The organism is Streptomyces sp. NPDC127129 (genome assembly GCF_042671585.1).
GTDB lineage: Bacteria > Actinomycetota > Actinomycetes > Streptomycetales > Streptomycetaceae > Streptomyces.
Genome location: NZ_JBHXTV010000024.1, coordinates 34,512 through 49,572, shown reverse-complemented (window position 1 = coordinate 49,572; position 15,061 = coordinate 34,512). Strand labels below are relative to the sequence as shown.

General features: G+C 72.3%; 17 protein-coding genes. 7 read left to right on the top strand and 10 right to left on the bottom strand.

All coding sequences use genetic code 11. The features are described from left to right. Window positions 1-32 precede the first annotated feature (32 nt). Together ACFVGW_RS33815 and ACFVGW_RS33810 are read left to right on the top strand one after the other, a co-directional pair. Window positions 33-899, top strand: a complete 867-nt coding sequence (locus ACFVGW_RS33815; protein ID WP_385854657.1) for a GNAT family N-acetyltransferase — start codon at window positions 33-35, stop codon at window positions 897-899. Next, window positions 896-1,774, top strand: coding sequence for a lysophospholipid acyltransferase family protein (locus ACFVGW_RS33810; protein WP_385854656.1), 879 nt, complete (start codon window positions 896-898; stop codon window positions 1,772-1,774). The genes ACFVGW_RS33815 and ACFVGW_RS33810 overlap by 4 nt, the downstream gene beginning before the upstream one ends. Here the strand turns inward: ACFVGW_RS33810 and egtD are convergent. The 4 genes from egtD to egtA are packed head-to-tail and all read right to left on the bottom strand — an operon-like array spanning window position 1,669 to window position 5,955. After that, entirely contained in the window at window positions 1,669-2,634 is a 966-nt protein-coding gene (egtD, locus tag ACFVGW_RS33805) for an L-histidine N(alpha)-methyltransferase (RefSeq protein WP_383220400.1), read from the bottom strand. The two genes, ACFVGW_RS33810 and egtD, sit on opposite strands and share 106 nt — an antisense overlap. Further along, window positions 2,631-3,383 (bottom strand): ergothioneine biosynthesis protein EgtC, encoded by a 753-nt coding sequence (gene egtC / locus ACFVGW_RS33800; protein WP_352189674.1) that lies wholly within the window; start codon window positions 3,381-3,383, stop codon window positions 2,631-2,633. Before egtC ends, egtD begins: the two co-directional genes overlap by 4 nt. Next, on the bottom strand, window positions 3,383-4,699 hold the full coding sequence (gene egtB, locus ACFVGW_RS33795; protein WP_385854655.1) for an ergothioneine biosynthesis protein EgtB: 1,317 nt from the start codon (window positions 4,697-4,699) through the stop codon (window positions 3,383-3,385). Before egtB ends, egtC begins: the two co-directional genes overlap by 1 nt. Further along, window positions 4,699-5,955 carry an ergothioneine biosynthesis glutamate--cysteine ligase EgtA gene (gene egtA / locus ACFVGW_RS33790; protein ID WP_385854654.1) on the bottom strand — a complete coding sequence of 419 codons (1,257 nt, stop codon included), beginning with the start codon at window positions 5,953-5,955 and terminating at the stop codon, window positions 4,699-4,701. The genes egtB and egtA overlap by 1 nt, the downstream gene beginning before the upstream one ends. Before the next feature lie 132 nt (window positions 5,956-6,087). On the opposite strand from egtA, the gene ACFVGW_RS33785 reads away from it, so the two are divergent. Then, the gene (locus ACFVGW_RS33785; RefSeq protein WP_385854653.1) at window positions 6,088-6,915 is read left to right on the top strand and encodes a TIGR02452 family protein; all 828 of its coding nucleotides are present in this window, start codon (window positions 6,088-6,090) and stop codon (window positions 6,913-6,915) included. A gap of 138 nt (window positions 6,916-7,053) precedes the next feature. After that, window positions 7,054-7,218, top strand: coding sequence for a hypothetical protein (locus tag ACFVGW_RS33780; protein ID WP_352189670.1), 165 nt, complete (start codon window positions 7,054-7,056; stop codon window positions 7,216-7,218). A 120-nt stretch (window positions 7,219-7,338) separates the two neighbouring features. Here the strand turns inward: ACFVGW_RS33780 and ACFVGW_RS33775 are convergent, their stop codons facing one another. From ACFVGW_RS33775 to ACFVGW_RS33755, 5 genes are all read right to left on the bottom strand, one after another. Further along, complete coding sequence (locus ACFVGW_RS33775; protein ID WP_385854652.1) at window positions 7,339-7,617, bottom strand: GlsB/YeaQ/YmgE family stress response membrane protein; 279 nt, start codon at window positions 7,615-7,617, stop codon at window positions 7,339-7,341. A 132-nt stretch (window positions 7,618-7,749) separates the two neighbouring features. Then, window positions 7,750-9,168, bottom strand: a complete 1,419-nt coding sequence (locus tag ACFVGW_RS33770) for a flotillin family protein (RefSeq protein WP_385854651.1) — start codon at window positions 9,166-9,168, stop codon at window positions 7,750-7,752. Between the two features lie 81 nt (window positions 9,169-9,249). After that, window positions 9,250-9,468, bottom strand: a complete 219-nt coding sequence (locus ACFVGW_RS33765; protein ID WP_361595961.1) for a hypothetical protein — start codon at window positions 9,466-9,468, stop codon at window positions 9,250-9,252. A 14-nt stretch (window positions 9,469-9,482) separates the two neighbouring features. Next, window positions 9,483-10,190 (bottom strand): alpha/beta fold hydrolase, encoded by a 708-nt coding sequence (locus ACFVGW_RS33760; RefSeq protein WP_385854650.1) that lies wholly within the window; start codon window positions 10,188-10,190, stop codon window positions 9,483-9,485. A gap of 15 nt (window positions 10,191-10,205) precedes the next feature. After that, window positions 10,206-11,504 (bottom strand): MFS transporter, encoded by a 1,299-nt coding sequence (locus ACFVGW_RS33755; RefSeq protein WP_385854649.1) that lies wholly within the window; start codon window positions 11,502-11,504, stop codon window positions 10,206-10,208. Window positions 11,505-11,659: 155 nt separating this feature from the next. Between ACFVGW_RS33755 and ACFVGW_RS33750 the strand changes: the two genes are divergently transcribed. From ACFVGW_RS33750 to ACFVGW_RS33740, 3 genes are all read left to right on the top strand, one after another. Then, window positions 11,660-12,682 (top strand): LacI family DNA-binding transcriptional regulator, encoded by a 1,023-nt coding sequence (locus tag ACFVGW_RS33750; protein WP_385854648.1) that lies wholly within the window; start codon window positions 11,660-11,662, stop codon window positions 12,680-12,682. Between the two features lie 46 nt (window positions 12,683-12,728). Next, window positions 12,729-12,998, top strand: a complete 270-nt coding sequence (locus ACFVGW_RS33745; protein ID WP_383220410.1) for a hypothetical protein — start codon at window positions 12,729-12,731, stop codon at window positions 12,996-12,998. 210 nt (window positions 12,999-13,208) lie between these two features. Next, window positions 13,209-14,396: a thiolase family protein gene (locus tag ACFVGW_RS33740; RefSeq protein ID WP_383220411.1), complete on the top strand. Its 1,188-nt coding sequence runs from the start codon at window positions 13,209-13,211 to the stop codon at window positions 14,394-14,396. 116 nt (window positions 14,397-14,512) lie between these two features. On the opposite strand, the gene trxA is transcribed toward ACFVGW_RS33740, so the two are convergent. Continuing rightward, window positions 14,513-14,887 (bottom strand): thioredoxin, encoded by a 375-nt coding sequence (trxA, locus tag ACFVGW_RS33735; protein WP_385854647.1) that lies wholly within the window; start codon window positions 14,885-14,887, stop codon window positions 14,513-14,515. Window positions 14,888-15,061 lie beyond the last annotated feature (174 nt).

Genomic DNA, 15,061 nt, shown 5'->3' with positions numbered 1-15,061 from the left:
CGTCCCCCTTCCGTACGCCGGAGGAGCCCGACATGCCCGCACCCTCACCCGTAGCCGCTGTCGCACCCGCCGTCCCCGTCCCCGCCGGAGTCACCCTCACGACCGCCCCCCTCCACGGGGTCCCGGCGCAGCCGCAGCCCCTGGCGGCCGACCGCGTCACCGAGGAGCAGCCGCGCTACATCGTCTGCCTCGCCCGCGACCAGGACGACGTCCGCGCCGCGCAGCGGCTCCGCCACCAGGTCTTCGCCGGCGAGATGGGCGCCCACCTCGACGGACCCGAGCCGGGCCTCGACATCGACGCCTTCGACGCCTACTGCGACCACCTGCTCGTACGCGAGGAGGCCACCGGCGACGTCGTCGGCACCTACCGCGTGCTGCCGCCCGACCGCGCCCGGATCGCCGGACGCCTCTACTCCGAGAGCGAGTTCGACCTCGGCCGCCTCGGCCCCATCCGCGACGACCTCGTCGAGGTCGGCCGCTCCTGCGTCCACCCCGCCCACCGCAACGGCGCCGTCATCGCCCTCATCTGGGCCGGACTCGCCCGCTACATGACCCGGACCGGCCACAACTGGCTCGCCGGGTGCTGCTCGATACCGCTGGCCGACGGCGGCACGCTCGCCGCCGCCACCTGGGACACCGTCAAGGCCAAGCACCTGGCTCCCGAGGAGTACTGGGTCACCCCGCACAAGCTCTGGACCCCCGACGGCGTCACCCGCCCCGAGGGCCGGGTCGAGCTCCCCCCGCTGCTCCGCGGCTACCTCCGGCTCGGCGCCTGGGTCTGCGGCGCGCCCGCGCACGACGTCGACTTCGGGGTCGCCGACCTCTACGTCCTGCTGTCGCTGCGCAACACCAACCCCCGATACCTCCGCCACTTCCTCTCCCTCGCCCCGGCGCAGTGACCACCGCCGGCCCCGTCTCCCCCTGGCTGCCGACGGCGCCGTGCGCGCCCGGAGACTGCGCCCGGCACGCCGGCCCGTCGGCCGGACCCGTCCTGGCCGCGCTCCGGCTGACCGCGGGCGTCACCGCCGTCCTCGCCGGGGTGCTGCTCGCACCCCTGGCGGCGCTGCTGCCCGCCCGCGGCCGGCGGGCGCTCGTCCGCCGGTGGTGCCGGCTGGTGATCCTGGCCTTCGGTGTCCGCATGAAGGTCACCGGCGCCCCCGTCCCCGCGGACGGGCCGCTGCTGGTCGTCGCCAACCACATCTCGTGGCTGGACATCCCGCTCGTCGCCGCCGTCCTGCCCGGGCGCATGCTCGCGAAGCGGGAGGTCAGGGCCTGGCCCGTGCTCGGCCCGCTCGCGGCGCGGGGCGGCACCCTCTTCATCGACCGCGACCGGCTGAGGGCCCTGCCCGAGACCGTGCGCACGATGGCCGGGGCGATGGCGGGCGGCGGCCGGGTGGTCGTCTTCCCGGAGGGGTCGACCTGGTGCGGCCGGGGCGGCGGCGCCTTCCGGCACGCCGCCTTCCAGGCCGCGCTCGACGCCTCCGCGCCGGTCCAGCCGGTACGGCTGGAGTACCGGCCCGTCGGTCCCGCCGCCTTCGTCGGAGACGATCCGCTGGCCGCCTCCCTCTGGCGGATCGCGTCGGCCCGCGGCGTCACCGCGGAGATTCGGATACTGGATCCGATATCCAGCGTCCAGTATCCGAACCGTCGCGAACTCGCCCGGGCGGCTCAGAGAGCCGTCGCCAGCGACAGCGCGAACCGCCCCTCCTTGTCCGTCCACCAGCGGGTCAGCTCGAGGTCGGCCTCGGCCAGCTCCGCGCGCACACCCGCCTGACGGAACTTCGCCGACACCTCCGTCCGGATCTCCTCGCCCTCCTCGAACGGCAGAACCAGATCAAGCTCCGGGATCTTCACCGTCAGCGCGTGCCGCGCCCGCAGCCTCATCTCGATCCACTCACGGTCCCGGTCCCAGACCGCCACATGGTCGAAGTCGTCCGGCCGCACGTCCGCGTCGAGCTCACGGGCGATCACGGCCAGCACGTTCTTGTTGAACTCTGCCGTCACCCCGGCCGCGTCGTCGTACGCCGCGACCAGCGTCGCCTCGTCCTTCACCAGATCCGTACCGAGCAGCAGCGCGTCGCCCGGCGCCAGCATCGTCCGTACCGAGCGCAGGAAGACCGCGCGCTCGGCGGGCAGCAGATTGCCGATCGTGCCTCCGAGGAACGCCACCAGGCGCGGCCCCGGCGTCCCCGGCAGCGCGAGTCCCCGGGTGAAATCGGCGACCAAGGCGTGGATGTGGAGACCGGGACGCTCCGCGAGCAGCGCCTCGGCCGCCCCCTTCAGCGCCGACTCGCTCACGTCCACCGGCACATAGCTGTCCAGCTCCGGCAGCAGCGCGTCGATCAGGAAACGGGTCTTCTCCGAGGAGCCCGAACCCAGCTCGACCAGGGTCCGCGCCCCCGTCGCCGCCGCGATCTCATGGGCCCGGTCGATCAGGATCTCCCGCTCGGCACGGGTCGGGTAGTACTCGGAGAGCCGGGTGATGTCCTCGAACAGTTCGCTGCCGCGCGCGTCGTAGAACCACTTCGGCGGCAGCTCCTTCGGCATGCGGGTCAGACCGTGGAGCACATCGGCGCGCAGATCGGCCTCCGTGGCGTCCTCGGGAAGGGTACGGGTCAGCTGGAAGGGGCTCACGAGGACGGCTCCTTGAGCGAAGTGAGGGTGACGTCGGTACGGGTGGCGGTCAGCAGCGTGCGGTCCGGCACCTCGTGCCAGCGGGGATCGTCGTCGTACGGTTCGGAGGCCACGACCACGCGGTCGGGACGTCTGAGGTGCCACAGGGAGTTCCCCCAGCTCGTCGCGGTGATCTCCGCACCGTCGGTGAGCAGCAGGTTGAGCCTGGACCCGGGGGCGGCCTCGGCGACCTCCCGTACGGTGTCGGCGAGCGCCTGCCCCGGCGCGTCACCGGCCCGGAGCCGGTGCAGCACCAGGGCCCACACCAGCGCCGAGTCCGTACGGGCCTCCAGGGCGAGCAGCTCCGCCGCCGACAGCGAGGCGGCCGGGCCGGTCAGCGACCCCGGCCAGCCCTCCACCGCGCCGTTGTGGCTGAAGAGCCACGGCCCGGCCGCGAACGGGGACGCCGCGGCCTCCCCGTCCGCGCCCGGCCGGGTGGCGCCCCGGACCGCCGCGAGCAGCGCGCCCGTGCGCACCACCCGCCCGAGATCGGCCAGGGTGAGGTCACCCCAGACGGGCGCGGCCCGACGGTAGCGGGCCGGCACCGGGTCGCCGTCGGCGTACCAGCCGACGCCGAAACCGTCCGCGTTCACCACGCCACTGGTCTGCATACGCGGCTGCCAGGCCTGCCGCTCCAGCGAGAACGGCGGCCGCAGCAGCAGCTCGCCGAGCGCCAACGGATCGCCTACGAAGGCGAGATGGCGGCACATCAGGAGAGCTCCGCATCCCGTGCGGTCCGGAAACCGGAGAAGATCTGGCGGCGCACCGGAAGGTCCCAGTTGCGGAACGTGCCCCGGCAGGCCACCGCGTCCACCGCGAACGACCCGCCGCGCAGCACCTTGTGCGCGGGGCCGAAGAACACCTCCGAGTACTCCTTGTACGGGAAGGCCGTGAACCCCGGATACGGCAGGAAGTCGCTCGACGTCCACTCCCACACGTCCCCGATCAACTGCCGGACGCCGAGCGGCGAGGCGCCCTCGGGATAGCTGCCGGCCGGGGCGGGCCGCAGGTGCCGCTGCCCGAGATTGGCGTGGCCGGGCTCGGGGTCGGCGTCGCCCCACGGATACCTGCGCGAGCTCCCCGTCACCGGATCGTGCCGGGCCGCCTTCTCCCACTCCGCCTCCGTGGGCAGCCTGCGCCCGGCCCAGCGGGCGTAGGCGTCCGCCTCGTACCAGCTGACGTGCACCACCGGTTCGTCCTCGGGCACCGGCTCCGTCACGCCGAAGCGGCGGCGCAGCCACTGTCCGCCGTCACGCCGCCAGAACAACGGCGCGGCGATGCCGTGCCTGCGGATCTGCTCCCAGCCCTCCTCCTGCCACCAGCGCTCGTCGGTGTAGCCTCCGTCCGCCAGGAACGCCATGTAGGCGCCGTTGGTGACCGGCACGGTGTCGATGAAGAACGCCGGGACGACCCGCGTGTGTGCGGGGCGCTCGTTGTCCAGGGCCCAGGCCTCGTCCGAGGTGCCCATCGTGAACGCGCCCCCGGGAACCAGCACTTCGGCTGGAAGGGGCCCGATGTCCGTGACGGGCGGCGGGGGAGCGCTGAGCGCCTGCGGGCCCTTCCGCAGCTGATGGGTGATCAGCATGGTTTCGTCGTGCTGCTGTTCGTGCTGCGCGATCATCCCGAAGGCGAACGCCGCCTCCACCAGCGGCCGCCCCTCCAACGGGGTGCGCTCCAGGATGTCCAGGACCCGGCTCCGGACGTCCGAGGCGTACGCGCGGGCGTCGGTCGGCGCCAGCAGGGGAAGGGTGGGACGGGAGGCGCGGGGGTGCTCGAAGGCGTCGTAGATCGAGTCGATCTCCGGGCGCAGCGCGTCACGCCCGGCCACCGTCCGCCAGAGCCACTGCTCCTCCTGGTTGCCGATATGGGCCAGGTCCCACACCAGCGGGGACATCAACGGGGAGTGCTGCGCGGTGAGTTCGTCGTCCTCGACGCACGAGGTGAGCAGCGCGGTGCGGGCCCGCGCGGTCGTGAGCGCGTCCAGCGCCCGCCGCCGCAGAGCCGTCGGATCGTCGGTCACGGTCATCACGCCACCTCCTGGTGCTCGTCGGCGGGACAGCTGCCGGTCCGTACATGACGCTCGTGGAAGTCGGACACCGCCTGCCGGACCGCCTCGCTCGCCCCGATCCGGGGCAGCGCCTCGAGGGCCGCGGGGAACGCGACGAGCGCAGCGGCGTGCAGGTCGGGGTCGGTGAGCCCGTCCCGCGCCGCCGTCACCCAGAGCTGGTTACGCGGAGCGGCCAGCGAACCGGCGCGCTCCGCAAGGGGCTTGACGGCCCGGTAGACCGTCTCGGCGGCCTCCGCGTCGTCGAAGAGCGCCGTGGTCACGGCGACCGGCACGATCCAGCCGTCCGGGCCGGGTTGGGCGTCGATCATCCGCAGCTCCAGATGCCCTCGCGGCCGCACCGGCGGGAAGAGGGTCGTCAGGTGATAGCGCAGGTCGTCCTCGTCGGCGGGCCTGGGACGCCCGGTGCGCAGCCACTCCCGGAAGGTCAGCGCCTCCGGAACGTCCCAGGGCGTCTCCGCGCCGCGTACGCACATCACCGGGGTGTCCAGCACATGCGCCGCCCATGCGGCACGCGGCTCGCCGTCCGGCGGCGGGGCGAGTGCCCGTGCCGGGTCGAGATCCGTCCACAGGGCCTGCCGGGTCGACCGCCAGCCGGTCCGGCGCCCGCCGTGGACGGGGGAGTTGGCGAACGCCGCCACCAGCACCGCACCCAGCAGATGTGCCATCTGCCAGCGGCGGTGGTAGCCGAGCGGCCCCGGCTCCTCGTGACCGGCGTCCAGGCAGACCTGCACGGACGCCGAGTCGCGCATCATGGCCCGGCCGGCGGGACCCGTACGGTCGAGAACGGTCTCCATCGCGTCGTAACGGGGCTCACGCAGGATCCGCTCGCGCGGCGCGTTCCAGGGATCGACCCCGTACCCGTTGAGGGAGAGTCCGAGAGGGGCGAGAGCGTCGCGCACCGCACGCAGGTCGGCCGAGAGGGTGTCGACGCAGCTCATGAGGGACCCGGCGGGCGGCGAGCTGAGCTCCAGCTGTCCACCGGGTTCGAAGGTGATGGCCGAGGCCAGGGGCAGGGACCGTACGGTGTCGACGGCCGCGGCCAGTCGTTCGGGCGGGACGGGAAGCCGCGGATCCCGCAGCTCGTGGACGAGCCATTCCACTTCCGCCCCCACCGTGCGGGGCGGACCCGTCTTGAAGCAGATACATCGGAGCAGGTCTTCGGCCTCGTCCACACTGAGGCCCTGACCGCCCTGCGGTATGCCGCTCGACGACATGTCGTCTCCTCCTTCCGTTGAGGCGCTGATTCCACCTAAAGCCACCACCGACGGGCGTGCAAGAGCGCCTCACCGGCCCCACGGTGAATATCCCGTTGCTCAGGGTCAACGGAATCGATCAAGCTTGCGTTCATGAGCGCACGACTGCGGGGGATCGCGAAGCAGACCGAGGAGATCGTCGAGACGGGCCGGTACCGGGCCCCCGGCGGCCGATCGGTCTCCATCGAGGAGACGCTGCGCGCCGCGCTGGCGGGCACGACGCTGTACGGCCCCGAGGCCGTGCCCGTCACCCCGGACACGGACCGCACCACCTCCGTCGAGGTCACCGACGAGAGCAGTCTCGTCGCCGCCCGACGCCTGACCGGGGACGATGCGGCCGCGCCGGTGGCCGTCCTGAACTTCGCCTCGGCCCGTAACCCCGGTGGGGGATATCTGAACGGCGCCCAGGCCCAGGAAGAGGCCCTCTGCCGGGCCTCCGCCCTCTACACGACGCTCCTGCGCGCCCCCGAGTACTACGCGCACCACCGGGCCGAGCGGGACGCCTTCTACACGGACCGTGTGATCCACTCGCCCGGTGTCCCCGTCTTCCGTGACGACCGCGGCGGACTGCTCGACGAGCCCTTCACGGTCGGATTCCTCACCTCGCCGGCCCCCAACGCGGGCGTGATCCGCCGGCAGACGCCCGCCCTCGCCGACCGCGTCCCGGCGGCCCTCGCCGCCCGCGCCGAGCGGGTCCTGGAGACGGCCGTGGCGGCGGGCTACCGGCGGCTCGTCCTCGGGGCCTGGGGCTGCGGCGTCTTCCAGAACGACCCGGCCGAGGTCGCGGGCGCGTTCAGGGCCCTGCTCATGGACGGCGGCCGGTTCGCAGGCCACTTCGACGAGATCGTCTTCGCGATCCTCGACCGTACGGCCGCCCGGACGACGCTCGGCGCGTTCCAGCGGGTCGTCACCGGCGGCTGACCGGCTGTCCGGCTGACGACCGGCTGCCCCGGTCTCCCCGGAAAGCCCGGCGCACGGCCTCTGACATGCGGCGTCCGTACGCCCGTGCGAGGCTGAAGACGGCCCCAGCGTCCGAGTTCCGGTACAGGAGGCACGATCGTGGGCAAGAAACAGACCCGGGTGAACCGAGGTGCCCGAACGGGCGGCCACGAGCACAGGACCGAGGCGACGTCGAAGGAACAGACTCCGGCCGTACGGGAGACCCCGCGGCCGATCATCGAGCAGGTCTCCCACAAGAAGGAACGGAAGTTCGGTCACAACTGAGCTTCCGAACGGACTTGCGTGCCCTGTGGGCACGGGGGCGCACGCGCAGCGGGGCACCCATCGGGGTGCCCCGCTGCGCTGTGCGCCGCCCGGCACGCTGCTCCCGCGCCCCGCGAGGGATCAGGCGTGTCGGTGCGAGCGTCGGTTCCCGGTGAACAGGCGGTACAGCGCAAGCAGGATGAGGGACCCCACGATGGCGGCGATCCAGGTGGAGAGGTCGAAGAAGCCGTCGATCGAGTCGACGCCGAGTATGACCTTGCCGAGCCATCCGCCGAGCAGGCCGCCCGCGATGCCGATGAGCATGGTGATGATGATGCCGCCCGGGTCCTTGCCCGGCATCAGGGCCTTCGCGATGAGACCGGCGAGCAGTCCGATGAGGATCCAAGCGATGATGCCCATGATGCGTCTCCTACCTCGCGTGATAAGTGCGGTGTCAGGTAGTCGTCTTTACTCGTTCGGCGCGTCCAAACACCGGGCCGGGGCCCGACGCCGGTGCGGCGCCGGACCCCGGCCGGTCCCCCTCCCGTACGGCTACGCCTGGTCGTCGCCGACCGGGATCGCCTCCGTCCGGGGAGCGGGCGCGCTCGCGCCGTTCACCGAGGGCACCGCAGCTGCCTGGGCGCCCGGATTCATCGTCGACAGCAGCTGACGGGCGAGGCCCAGACCCGTCCCACCCATGGTCAGCGCCTTGGCGAACATCTCCGCCATGCCGTCGGCGCCGTTCAGCAGGATCATCTGGTCCACATTGCCGAAGGCCGACGCGCCGGCCTCGACGATCTCCGGCCACTTCTCGGCCAGCTGCTGCGCGACCACGGCCTCCTGGTTCTCGGCCAGCGCCGCGGCCCTCGCCTTGATCGACTCGGCCTCGGCGAGACCCTTGGCGCGCGTCGCCTCGGCGACGGCCAGACCCTTGGCGTGCTGGGCCGCGGCCTCCGCCTCACCGGTGAGCCGGGTCGCGGTGGCCTTGGCCGCGCTCGCCAGCTCGGTCTCCTTCGCCTCCGCCTGCGCCGCCGAGATCCGGGCGTCGCGCTCGGCCTCGGCCAGCGTCCGGGTCTCGTACGCCATGGCGTCGGCGGGCTTGCGCACCTCCGCCTGGAGCTGCTGCTCCTTGCGGTGTCCCTCCAGCTCGGCGACCCGTGTCTCCTGGACGACGACCTCCTGGCGCGACGCCGCCTCGGCCAGCGGACCGGCCTGCCGCGCCTTCGCCGAGGCCTGGTCCCGCTCGGCCTGGTACCCCGCCTGCAGAATCTCGCTGTCCCTGGTGGCCTCCGACATCCGGGCCGCGGCCTGCTGCTCGGCCTCGGTGGCCCGCCGGTTGGCCTCCGCCTGCGCGATCCGGGCGTCGCGCTGGACGGCCGCGGCGTGCGGCGCGGCCAGGTTCTTGATGTACCCGGTCGGGTCCTCGATCTCGTGGATCTGCAGCGAGTCCACGATCAGGCCGAGCTTCTCCATCTCCGTGCCACAGGCCGAACGGGCCTGGCCCGTCAGCTTCTCGCGGTCACGGATCATGTCCTCCACCGTCAACCCGCCGACGATGGCGCGGAGATGACCGGCGAAGACGATGTGCACCCGCTCCGACATCAGCTTCTGCTGGTCGAGGAAGCGGCGGGCCGCGTTGGCGATCGACACGAAGTCGTCGCCCACCTTGAAGATCACGACACCGCGGACCTTGAGCGGAATGCCCTGGTGGGTGACGCACTCCACCTGCAACTGGGTCTCGTTGAGATCGAGCGACAGCTTCCGTACGGCCTGGACGCCCGGCATCACGAGCGTGCCGCGCCCGGTGACGATCCGGAAGCCCATGCCTTCGCCGAGCCCCTCCATCTTGTGGTTGGAGCCGGAGATGATCAGCGCCTCGTTGGGTTCCGCGACGCGCCACATGAGTTTGAACAGTGCGATGAGGACGAGGACGGCGACGACAGCGCCGCCCGCCAGGATGCCGATTCCCATGGGCAGCTCCCCCTTCACCGGAGCCGTGCGGATCCGGTGAAGGGAGTGTGCGCCTCGCCGGACGGGCGCTCAATGGATCGGTCAACCGTCGTACGCGGCTGTGACATAGACGGTGCGTGGAGGGAGATGTTCCACGACCATCACGACCGTTCCGAGACCGATCCGTTCCTTGGCATCGGCCGCGTACGCGAGGAAGTGCTCGGCTCCGCCCCGGATCCGGACGATCACCTCGCCGACGAGTCCCGGCCCGACGGTGCCGGTGACCCGGCCGAGCATGCCCACCATCGAGACGTCGTCCATGACCACACGGTACGTCAGATCCACCCCTTCAGGGCGGTCATGAACCCGTCGAAGTCGTCGCGGTGGACGGTGTGCCCCGCGCCGACGACCGTACGGAGTTCGAAGCCGCGCCCGGTGAGCATCCGGGCGTCGTCCGCGGTCACGAGCAGGCTCGGGTCGGCGAGGGCGACCAGCGACGGCACGGCCGGTTTCGCGGGCCACATGTCCCGGCCGACGAGGGCCGCGAGACTCTGCGCCGTGCGCTCGTCCCAGAGTCCGACGGTGTCGATCTCGATGTCGAGATCCTCCTCCGCCCAGCGGGGGTTGAAGACCCTGATGTGCTCGCGGGTGAGCCGCTTGGCGTGGGCGAAGAGCTCCGCCCGGGTGCTCGCGGTCCCCGCCGGCAGATGCCAGGCCGGGTCGACGTAGACCGCTCGACGCGGGGCCAGTCGCTCCACCGCGGTGGCGAGGGCCAGCGCCCCGAGCGAATGCCCGATCGCCAACTCGGCCCCCGTGGACAGGGTTTCGACGAGATCGCCGGCGTAGCTCTCCGGCGTGTACTCCTCGGGCCCGGCGGCCCGGCCGCTGGCGCCGTGCCCCCGCAGATCCACCGCCACCACCCGGTAGCCCTGCTCGGCCAGGGCCGGTCCGACCCGCCGCCAGGTGCGGTGGTCGGACATGATGCCGTGGATCAGCAGCGCGACCCGGTCGCCGGATCCCCAGGTGGTGGTGTGCAGTCGCACGTCGGTCCCTCTCGGTCAGCGCACGGTACGGATCGGGCGCACGGCGAGTGCCCCGAGGACCGACAGTACGGCGGCGATCACGAAGAGGGCCGTGTACCCGCCGCTGAGCGAGACGATGAGCGAGGCCACGAACGGGGCGACGATCTGCGGCCCGGCGTTCGCCACGTTGAGCACGCCCATGTCGCGGGCCGCGTCCTCCGCCTTCGGCAGCACCATGGTGACCAGGGCCGTGTCCACGGCCATGTAGCAGCCGAAGCCGAGCCCGTTGACGACGGAGAAGGCGAGCATCGCGGTCCAGCTCGTCGAGACGGCCGGGATGACGAGTGCGACGGCGGCCAGCGCGGCCGAGGCGCCGACGAAGAGCTTGCGGCGGTCGTAGCGGTCCGAGAGCCAGCCGCCCAGGACGGTGGAGACCACCATGGCGACGGAGTTGACCGGCATCAGGATGGCCACCGCCTCCTCGGGGGTGAGTCCGCCCGGCAGGTCGGTGTGGTCCTTGAGGATGTACAACTGGAAGCCGGCGACCGCGAAGTAGCCGAGGACGAGCAGCGCGCGGCCGATGAACGCCCAGCGGAAGTCGTGGTCCTTCAGCGCGCTGCCGAAGGCGGCGATCTGCTGCTTCACGGGCAGGGGCGCCTTGGCGGGCATCCGCCGCTCGGGGGCGCAGGTGGTGAACAGGACGGCGGCGGCCGCCACGATCACGCCGAAGACCAGGTAGCCGGTGCGGTAGTTCTCCGAGAACGCGGCGCCGATGAGCGCACCGACGGTGGAACCGATGGGCAGGCCCAGCCCGACGGCGGCCGAGGCCTTGCCGCGTGAGGCGAGGGGCACCCGGTCGGGCACGACCGAGGTGATCGCTGCCTGGTAGACGTTCATCACGGCCTGGCCCAGACACCAGGCGATCGTCACGAGCAGGATCGTGTGCACGCTGCCCAGCAGGAACATCACCGGTATCGCGAGCAGTCCGCCCGCCAGGATCCATGGGTTACGGCGGCCCGAGCGGTCCGACAGCGCGCCGGCGACCGGGTTGAACACCGTCGCGAAGATCGCGGAGACACCGGAGACCAGCCCGAAGTTGGCCACCTTGTCCGCGGGGTCGATGTCCTCGATCTGCAGGGCGAGCAGCAGCCCGGGGACACCGACGTAGAGCGCGTACATCGCCGTGTTCCCGGCGAGGAGGAGGGACAGCAGGCCGCGGGTGGGCCGGGGCTCCACGGGGGAGCCGGCCTCGGGCCCGGCTGCGGCTGCGGTCTCGGTTCCGGTGCCGGCGTCGGGTCCGGTGTCGGGTCCGGTGTCGGAGGAGGAAAGGGCCACGGTGCCCTCCTGGTGAAGATCGCCCGATGCGGGGGGCGAGGAGCGGATGTGCGGGTGGTGACACGTGTCAGTGACACGCGTCAGCACTGTGTAGCACTCGAATCCGGCCATCCGGAAGACCCTGGCCCGGATTGGTCTGGAAAGATGCCGGAGCGATGAGCCAGTCACCCGAACAGTCCGCCGAACGTCCCGTCCCGACGAGCGCCGATGTGGCGCGGCTCGCGGGAGTGTCCAGAGCGACCGTCTCGTACGTCCTGAACAACACCGCTGCCGTACGGATCAGCGAGCCGACCCGGCAGCGGGTCCGGGAGGCGGCGGAGGAGCTGGGCTACGTCCCGCACGCCGCGGCGCGCAGCCTTCGTGCCGGTCACAGTCGGATGGTGCTGCTGCCCACCGCCCACGTGCCGATCGGCCCCCTCTACAGCCGGTTCTTCAACGAGCTGCAGTGGGCTCTGCGGCGCCTCGACTACACCGTGGTGCAGTACGGCAGCCTCGGCCTCGAGGGGGACGGGGCCGCGCGCGCCTGGGCGGAGCTCCGTCCGGTCGCCGTGGTCTCGCTCGGCGAGGTCCAGCTGTCCCCGCACGGCGTCGAGATCCTCAAGCGGTCCGGGGCGAAGGCCGTCATCACCGTCGGCCCGCACCGGGTCGAGGGCGCGCACGCCCTCGTCATGGACCAGGACCGGGTGGGGCGGGTCGCCGCCGAGCACCTCCTGGAGCGCGGCCGGCGCCGGATCGGCGTGGTGATCCCCGAGGAGCCGGGGCTCGAGATGTTCTCCGGGCCGCGGCTCGAAGGCGCACGGCAGGCGGTGGCGGGGACGGAGGCCACCGTCGTGCCGCTGCCGCTGCGGTACGAGGAGGAATCGGCGAACGAGCTCGCCGGACGCTGGCGCGAACTGGGTCTGGACGCGGTGTTCGCCTACAACGACGAGTACGCGATGCTCCTCATGCGGGCCCTGCAGGACGCGGGGATCTCCGTCCCGGACGAGACGGCGGTCGTGGGCTCGGACGACCTGCTGCTCGGGCGGCTGCTGCGGCCGCGGCTGACGACGGTGCAGATCGACATGGTGATCGGCCGGCACCTCGCCGAACTCGTCGACAGCGCGGTCCGCGCCCCCGAGAGCACGCCCATGGCGCAGGAGCTGATGGCTTCGCGCGTCGTCGCCCGTGAGTCGAGCTGAGCGCGAGCGCCGGGCGGCGTGCGGCGATGCGGCTTAGCGTCGAAGTATGAGCACAGTTCCGCGGCGCTTCGAGATCCTGCTCGTCGCCGAGCACGTGGAGGACCGGGGCGGCGCGTCCGTGGAGGACAGCGCGGTCCGGACCGCGGTCGTGGAGGCGACGGGCCACACGGGCTCGTCGGGCTACCCGCGCTACGAGGGTCATGGCATCGCCGCCGACATCGACCCGGAGACGTGCACGGTCGAGGCGCTGCTCGTCGACGGCCGCGAGCTCGACTACGGTCTGACGGCGCTGGTCAGGACCCCGACGGGGTCCTGAGCGGCGGTGGCGTCGTATCGGTTTACGCGCCACGTACGCACACTCCGCCACCGTTGACAGAAGTCGCCGCCGGGCGGAGACTCGGCGCGCACGTCAACGAAGGAAAATTCACCAGGCGAACGAAGCCCGGCGCGCACGCGCACGAAGCACGCTTACGCGCACGCGACGCGCGCGCAACCGCCCGCCCGAGGCTCACGTGGGAGAGAACCGATGAGCATCCGCGACGTCTACATCGTCGACGCCGTCCGCACCCCGATCGGCAAGTTCGGAGGCGCGCTCTCCTCCGTACGCCCCGACGACCTCGCCGCCCACGTCGTCGCGTCGCTCGTGAAGCGATCGCCCGACCTCGATCCGGCCAGGATCGACGACGTCTACTTCGGTGACGCCAACGGCGCGGGCGAGGACAACCGTGACGTGGCCCGCATGGCCGTCCTGCTCGCCGGGCTCCCCACCTCGGTGCCCGGCGTCACCGTCAACCGACTCTGCGGCTCCGGACTGGAGGCGGTGATCCAGGCCGCGCGCGCCATCGCGGTGGGCGACGCCTCCGTGGCCGTCGCGGGCGGCGTCGAGTCGATGTCCCGCGCCCCCTGGGTCCTGCAGAAGCCCGAGCGCGCGTTCCCGGCCGGCCATCAGCAGCTCCACTCCACGACCCTGGGCTGGCGGATGACCAACCCGAGGATGCCCGCCGAGTGGACCGTCGGCCTCGGCGAGGGCGCGGAGCTGATCGCCGACAAGCACGCCCTCACCCGCGAGCAGCAGGACGCGTTCGCCCTGGCCAGCCACCAGAAGGCGGCCGAGGCGTGGGCGAAGGGGCTGTACGACGGCGAGGTCGTGCCGTACGAGGGGGTGGACCTCGACCGGGACGAGTGCATCCGCGACAACACGTCTCTGGAGGCGCTCGCCAAGCTGAAGCCCTCCTTCCGCCGCGAGGGCGGGACCGTCACGGCGGGCAACGCCTCGCCGCTCAACGACGGCGCCGCCGCGCTGCTCCTGGTCGACGAGGAGGGGCTGCGCGAGACGGGCCGCGAGCCGCTCGCCCGGATCCGTGCCTCCGCCGTCACCGGCATCGAGCCGCAGCTCTTCGGGCTCGGGCCGGTGGAAGCGGTCCGGCGCGCGCTCGGGAAGGCGGACCGGTCCTTCGCCGACCTGACGACGTTCGAGCTCAACGAGGCCTTCGCCGCCCAGTCCCTGGGCTGCCTCGCCGAGTGGCCGGATCTGGATCCCGCCGTCGTCAACCCGCGCGGCGGCGCCATCGCGATCGGGCACCCGCTCGGCGCCTCCGGCGCGCGGCTCGCGGGCGCGGTGGCGCACCAGCTGGCGGCGGCCGGCTCGGGCACCGGACTCGCGGCCCTGTGCATCGGCGTCGGCCAGGGCCTCGCGCTGGTCCTGGAGCGCTGACCTCTGGGGAGCGTTGCCCCCCTGATGCGCTGACCGCCGTGAAGCGCCGTCGCCCCGGCGGGACCACGCACGCGGGGGCGGTACGGGATATCCCGTACCGCCCCCGCGAAGCGCGGTTACTGCTGCTGCTGTTGCTGCGCGTCCTCGATCGACTTGCGCACCTCGTCCATGTCCAGCTTGCGCGCCTGACCGATCACGTCCTCGAGGGCCGCCTCCGGCAGCGCGCCCGGCTGGGCGAACACGGCCACGTTGTCGCGGACGATCATCAGCGTCGGGATCGAGCGGATCTCGAAGGCGGCCGCCAGCTCCTGCTGCGCCTCGGTGTCCACCTTGGCGAAGACCAGGTCCTCGTGGCGCTCGGAGGCCGCCTCGAAGACCGGCGCGAACTGCCGGCACGGACCACACCAGGAAGCCCAGAAGTCGATCAGAACGAATTCGTTGTCGCTCACGATCTGGTCGAAGTTGTCCTTGGTGAGCTCAACAGTGCTCATGTTTTCTACCTCTCCGGGTCTCCTGGCGGGTGTCCTCACGGTCCCCTGGGGACTCGACCCGCACAACCGCGTATCGAGTCGCGCTATTCCACGCGGTTCCGCTCCTGCGCACGCCCGTCGTCGCGGGCGCGCAGGGCCGCGCCTTCCCCTGTGGCCACCGCGCACACCTGCCAC

Bases quoted from the DNA above. Each gene is read 5' to 3' on its own strand.
- ACFVGW_RS33815 (WP_385854657.1), top strand. From the start codon at position 33: ATGCCCGCACCCTCACCCGTAGCCGCTGTCGCACCCGCCGTCCCCGTC.
- egtC (WP_352189674.1), bottom strand. From the start codon at position 3,383: ATGTGCCGCCATCTCGCCTTCGTAGGCGATCCGTTGGCGCTCGGCGAG.
- egtB (WP_385854655.1), bottom strand. From the start codon at position 4,699: ATGACCGTGACCGACGATCCGACGGCTCTGCGGCGGCGGGCGCTGGAC.
- egtA (WP_385854654.1), bottom strand. From the start codon at position 5,955: ATGTCGTCGAGCGGCATACCGCAGGGCGGTCAGGGCCTCAGTGTGGAC.
- ACFVGW_RS33785 (WP_385854653.1), top strand. From the start codon at position 6,088: ATGAGCGCACGACTGCGGGGGATCGCGAAGCAGACCGAGGAGATCGTC.
- ACFVGW_RS33775 (WP_385854652.1), bottom strand. From the start codon at position 7,617: ATGGGCATCATCGCTTGGATCCTCATCGGACTGCTCGCCGGTCTCATC.
- ACFVGW_RS33770 (WP_385854651.1), bottom strand. From the start codon at position 9,168: ATGGGAATCGGCATCCTGGCGGGCGGCGCTGTCGTCGCCGTCCTCGTC.
- ACFVGW_RS33765 (WP_361595961.1), bottom strand. From the start codon at position 9,468: ATGGACGACGTCTCGATGGTGGGCATGCTCGGCCGGGTCACCGGCACC.
- ACFVGW_RS33750 (WP_385854648.1), top strand. From the start codon at position 11,660: ATGAGCCAGTCACCCGAACAGTCCGCCGAACGTCCCGTCCCGACGAGC.
- ACFVGW_RS33745 (WP_383220410.1), top strand. From the start codon at position 12,729: ATGAGCACAGTTCCGCGGCGCTTCGAGATCCTGCTCGTCGCCGAGCAC.
- ACFVGW_RS33740 (WP_383220411.1), top strand. From the start codon at position 13,209: ATGAGCATCCGCGACGTCTACATCGTCGACGCCGTCCGCACCCCGATC.
- trxA (WP_385854647.1), bottom strand. From the start codon at position 14,887: ATGAGCACTGTTGAGCTCACCAAGGACAACTTCGACCAGATCGTGAGC.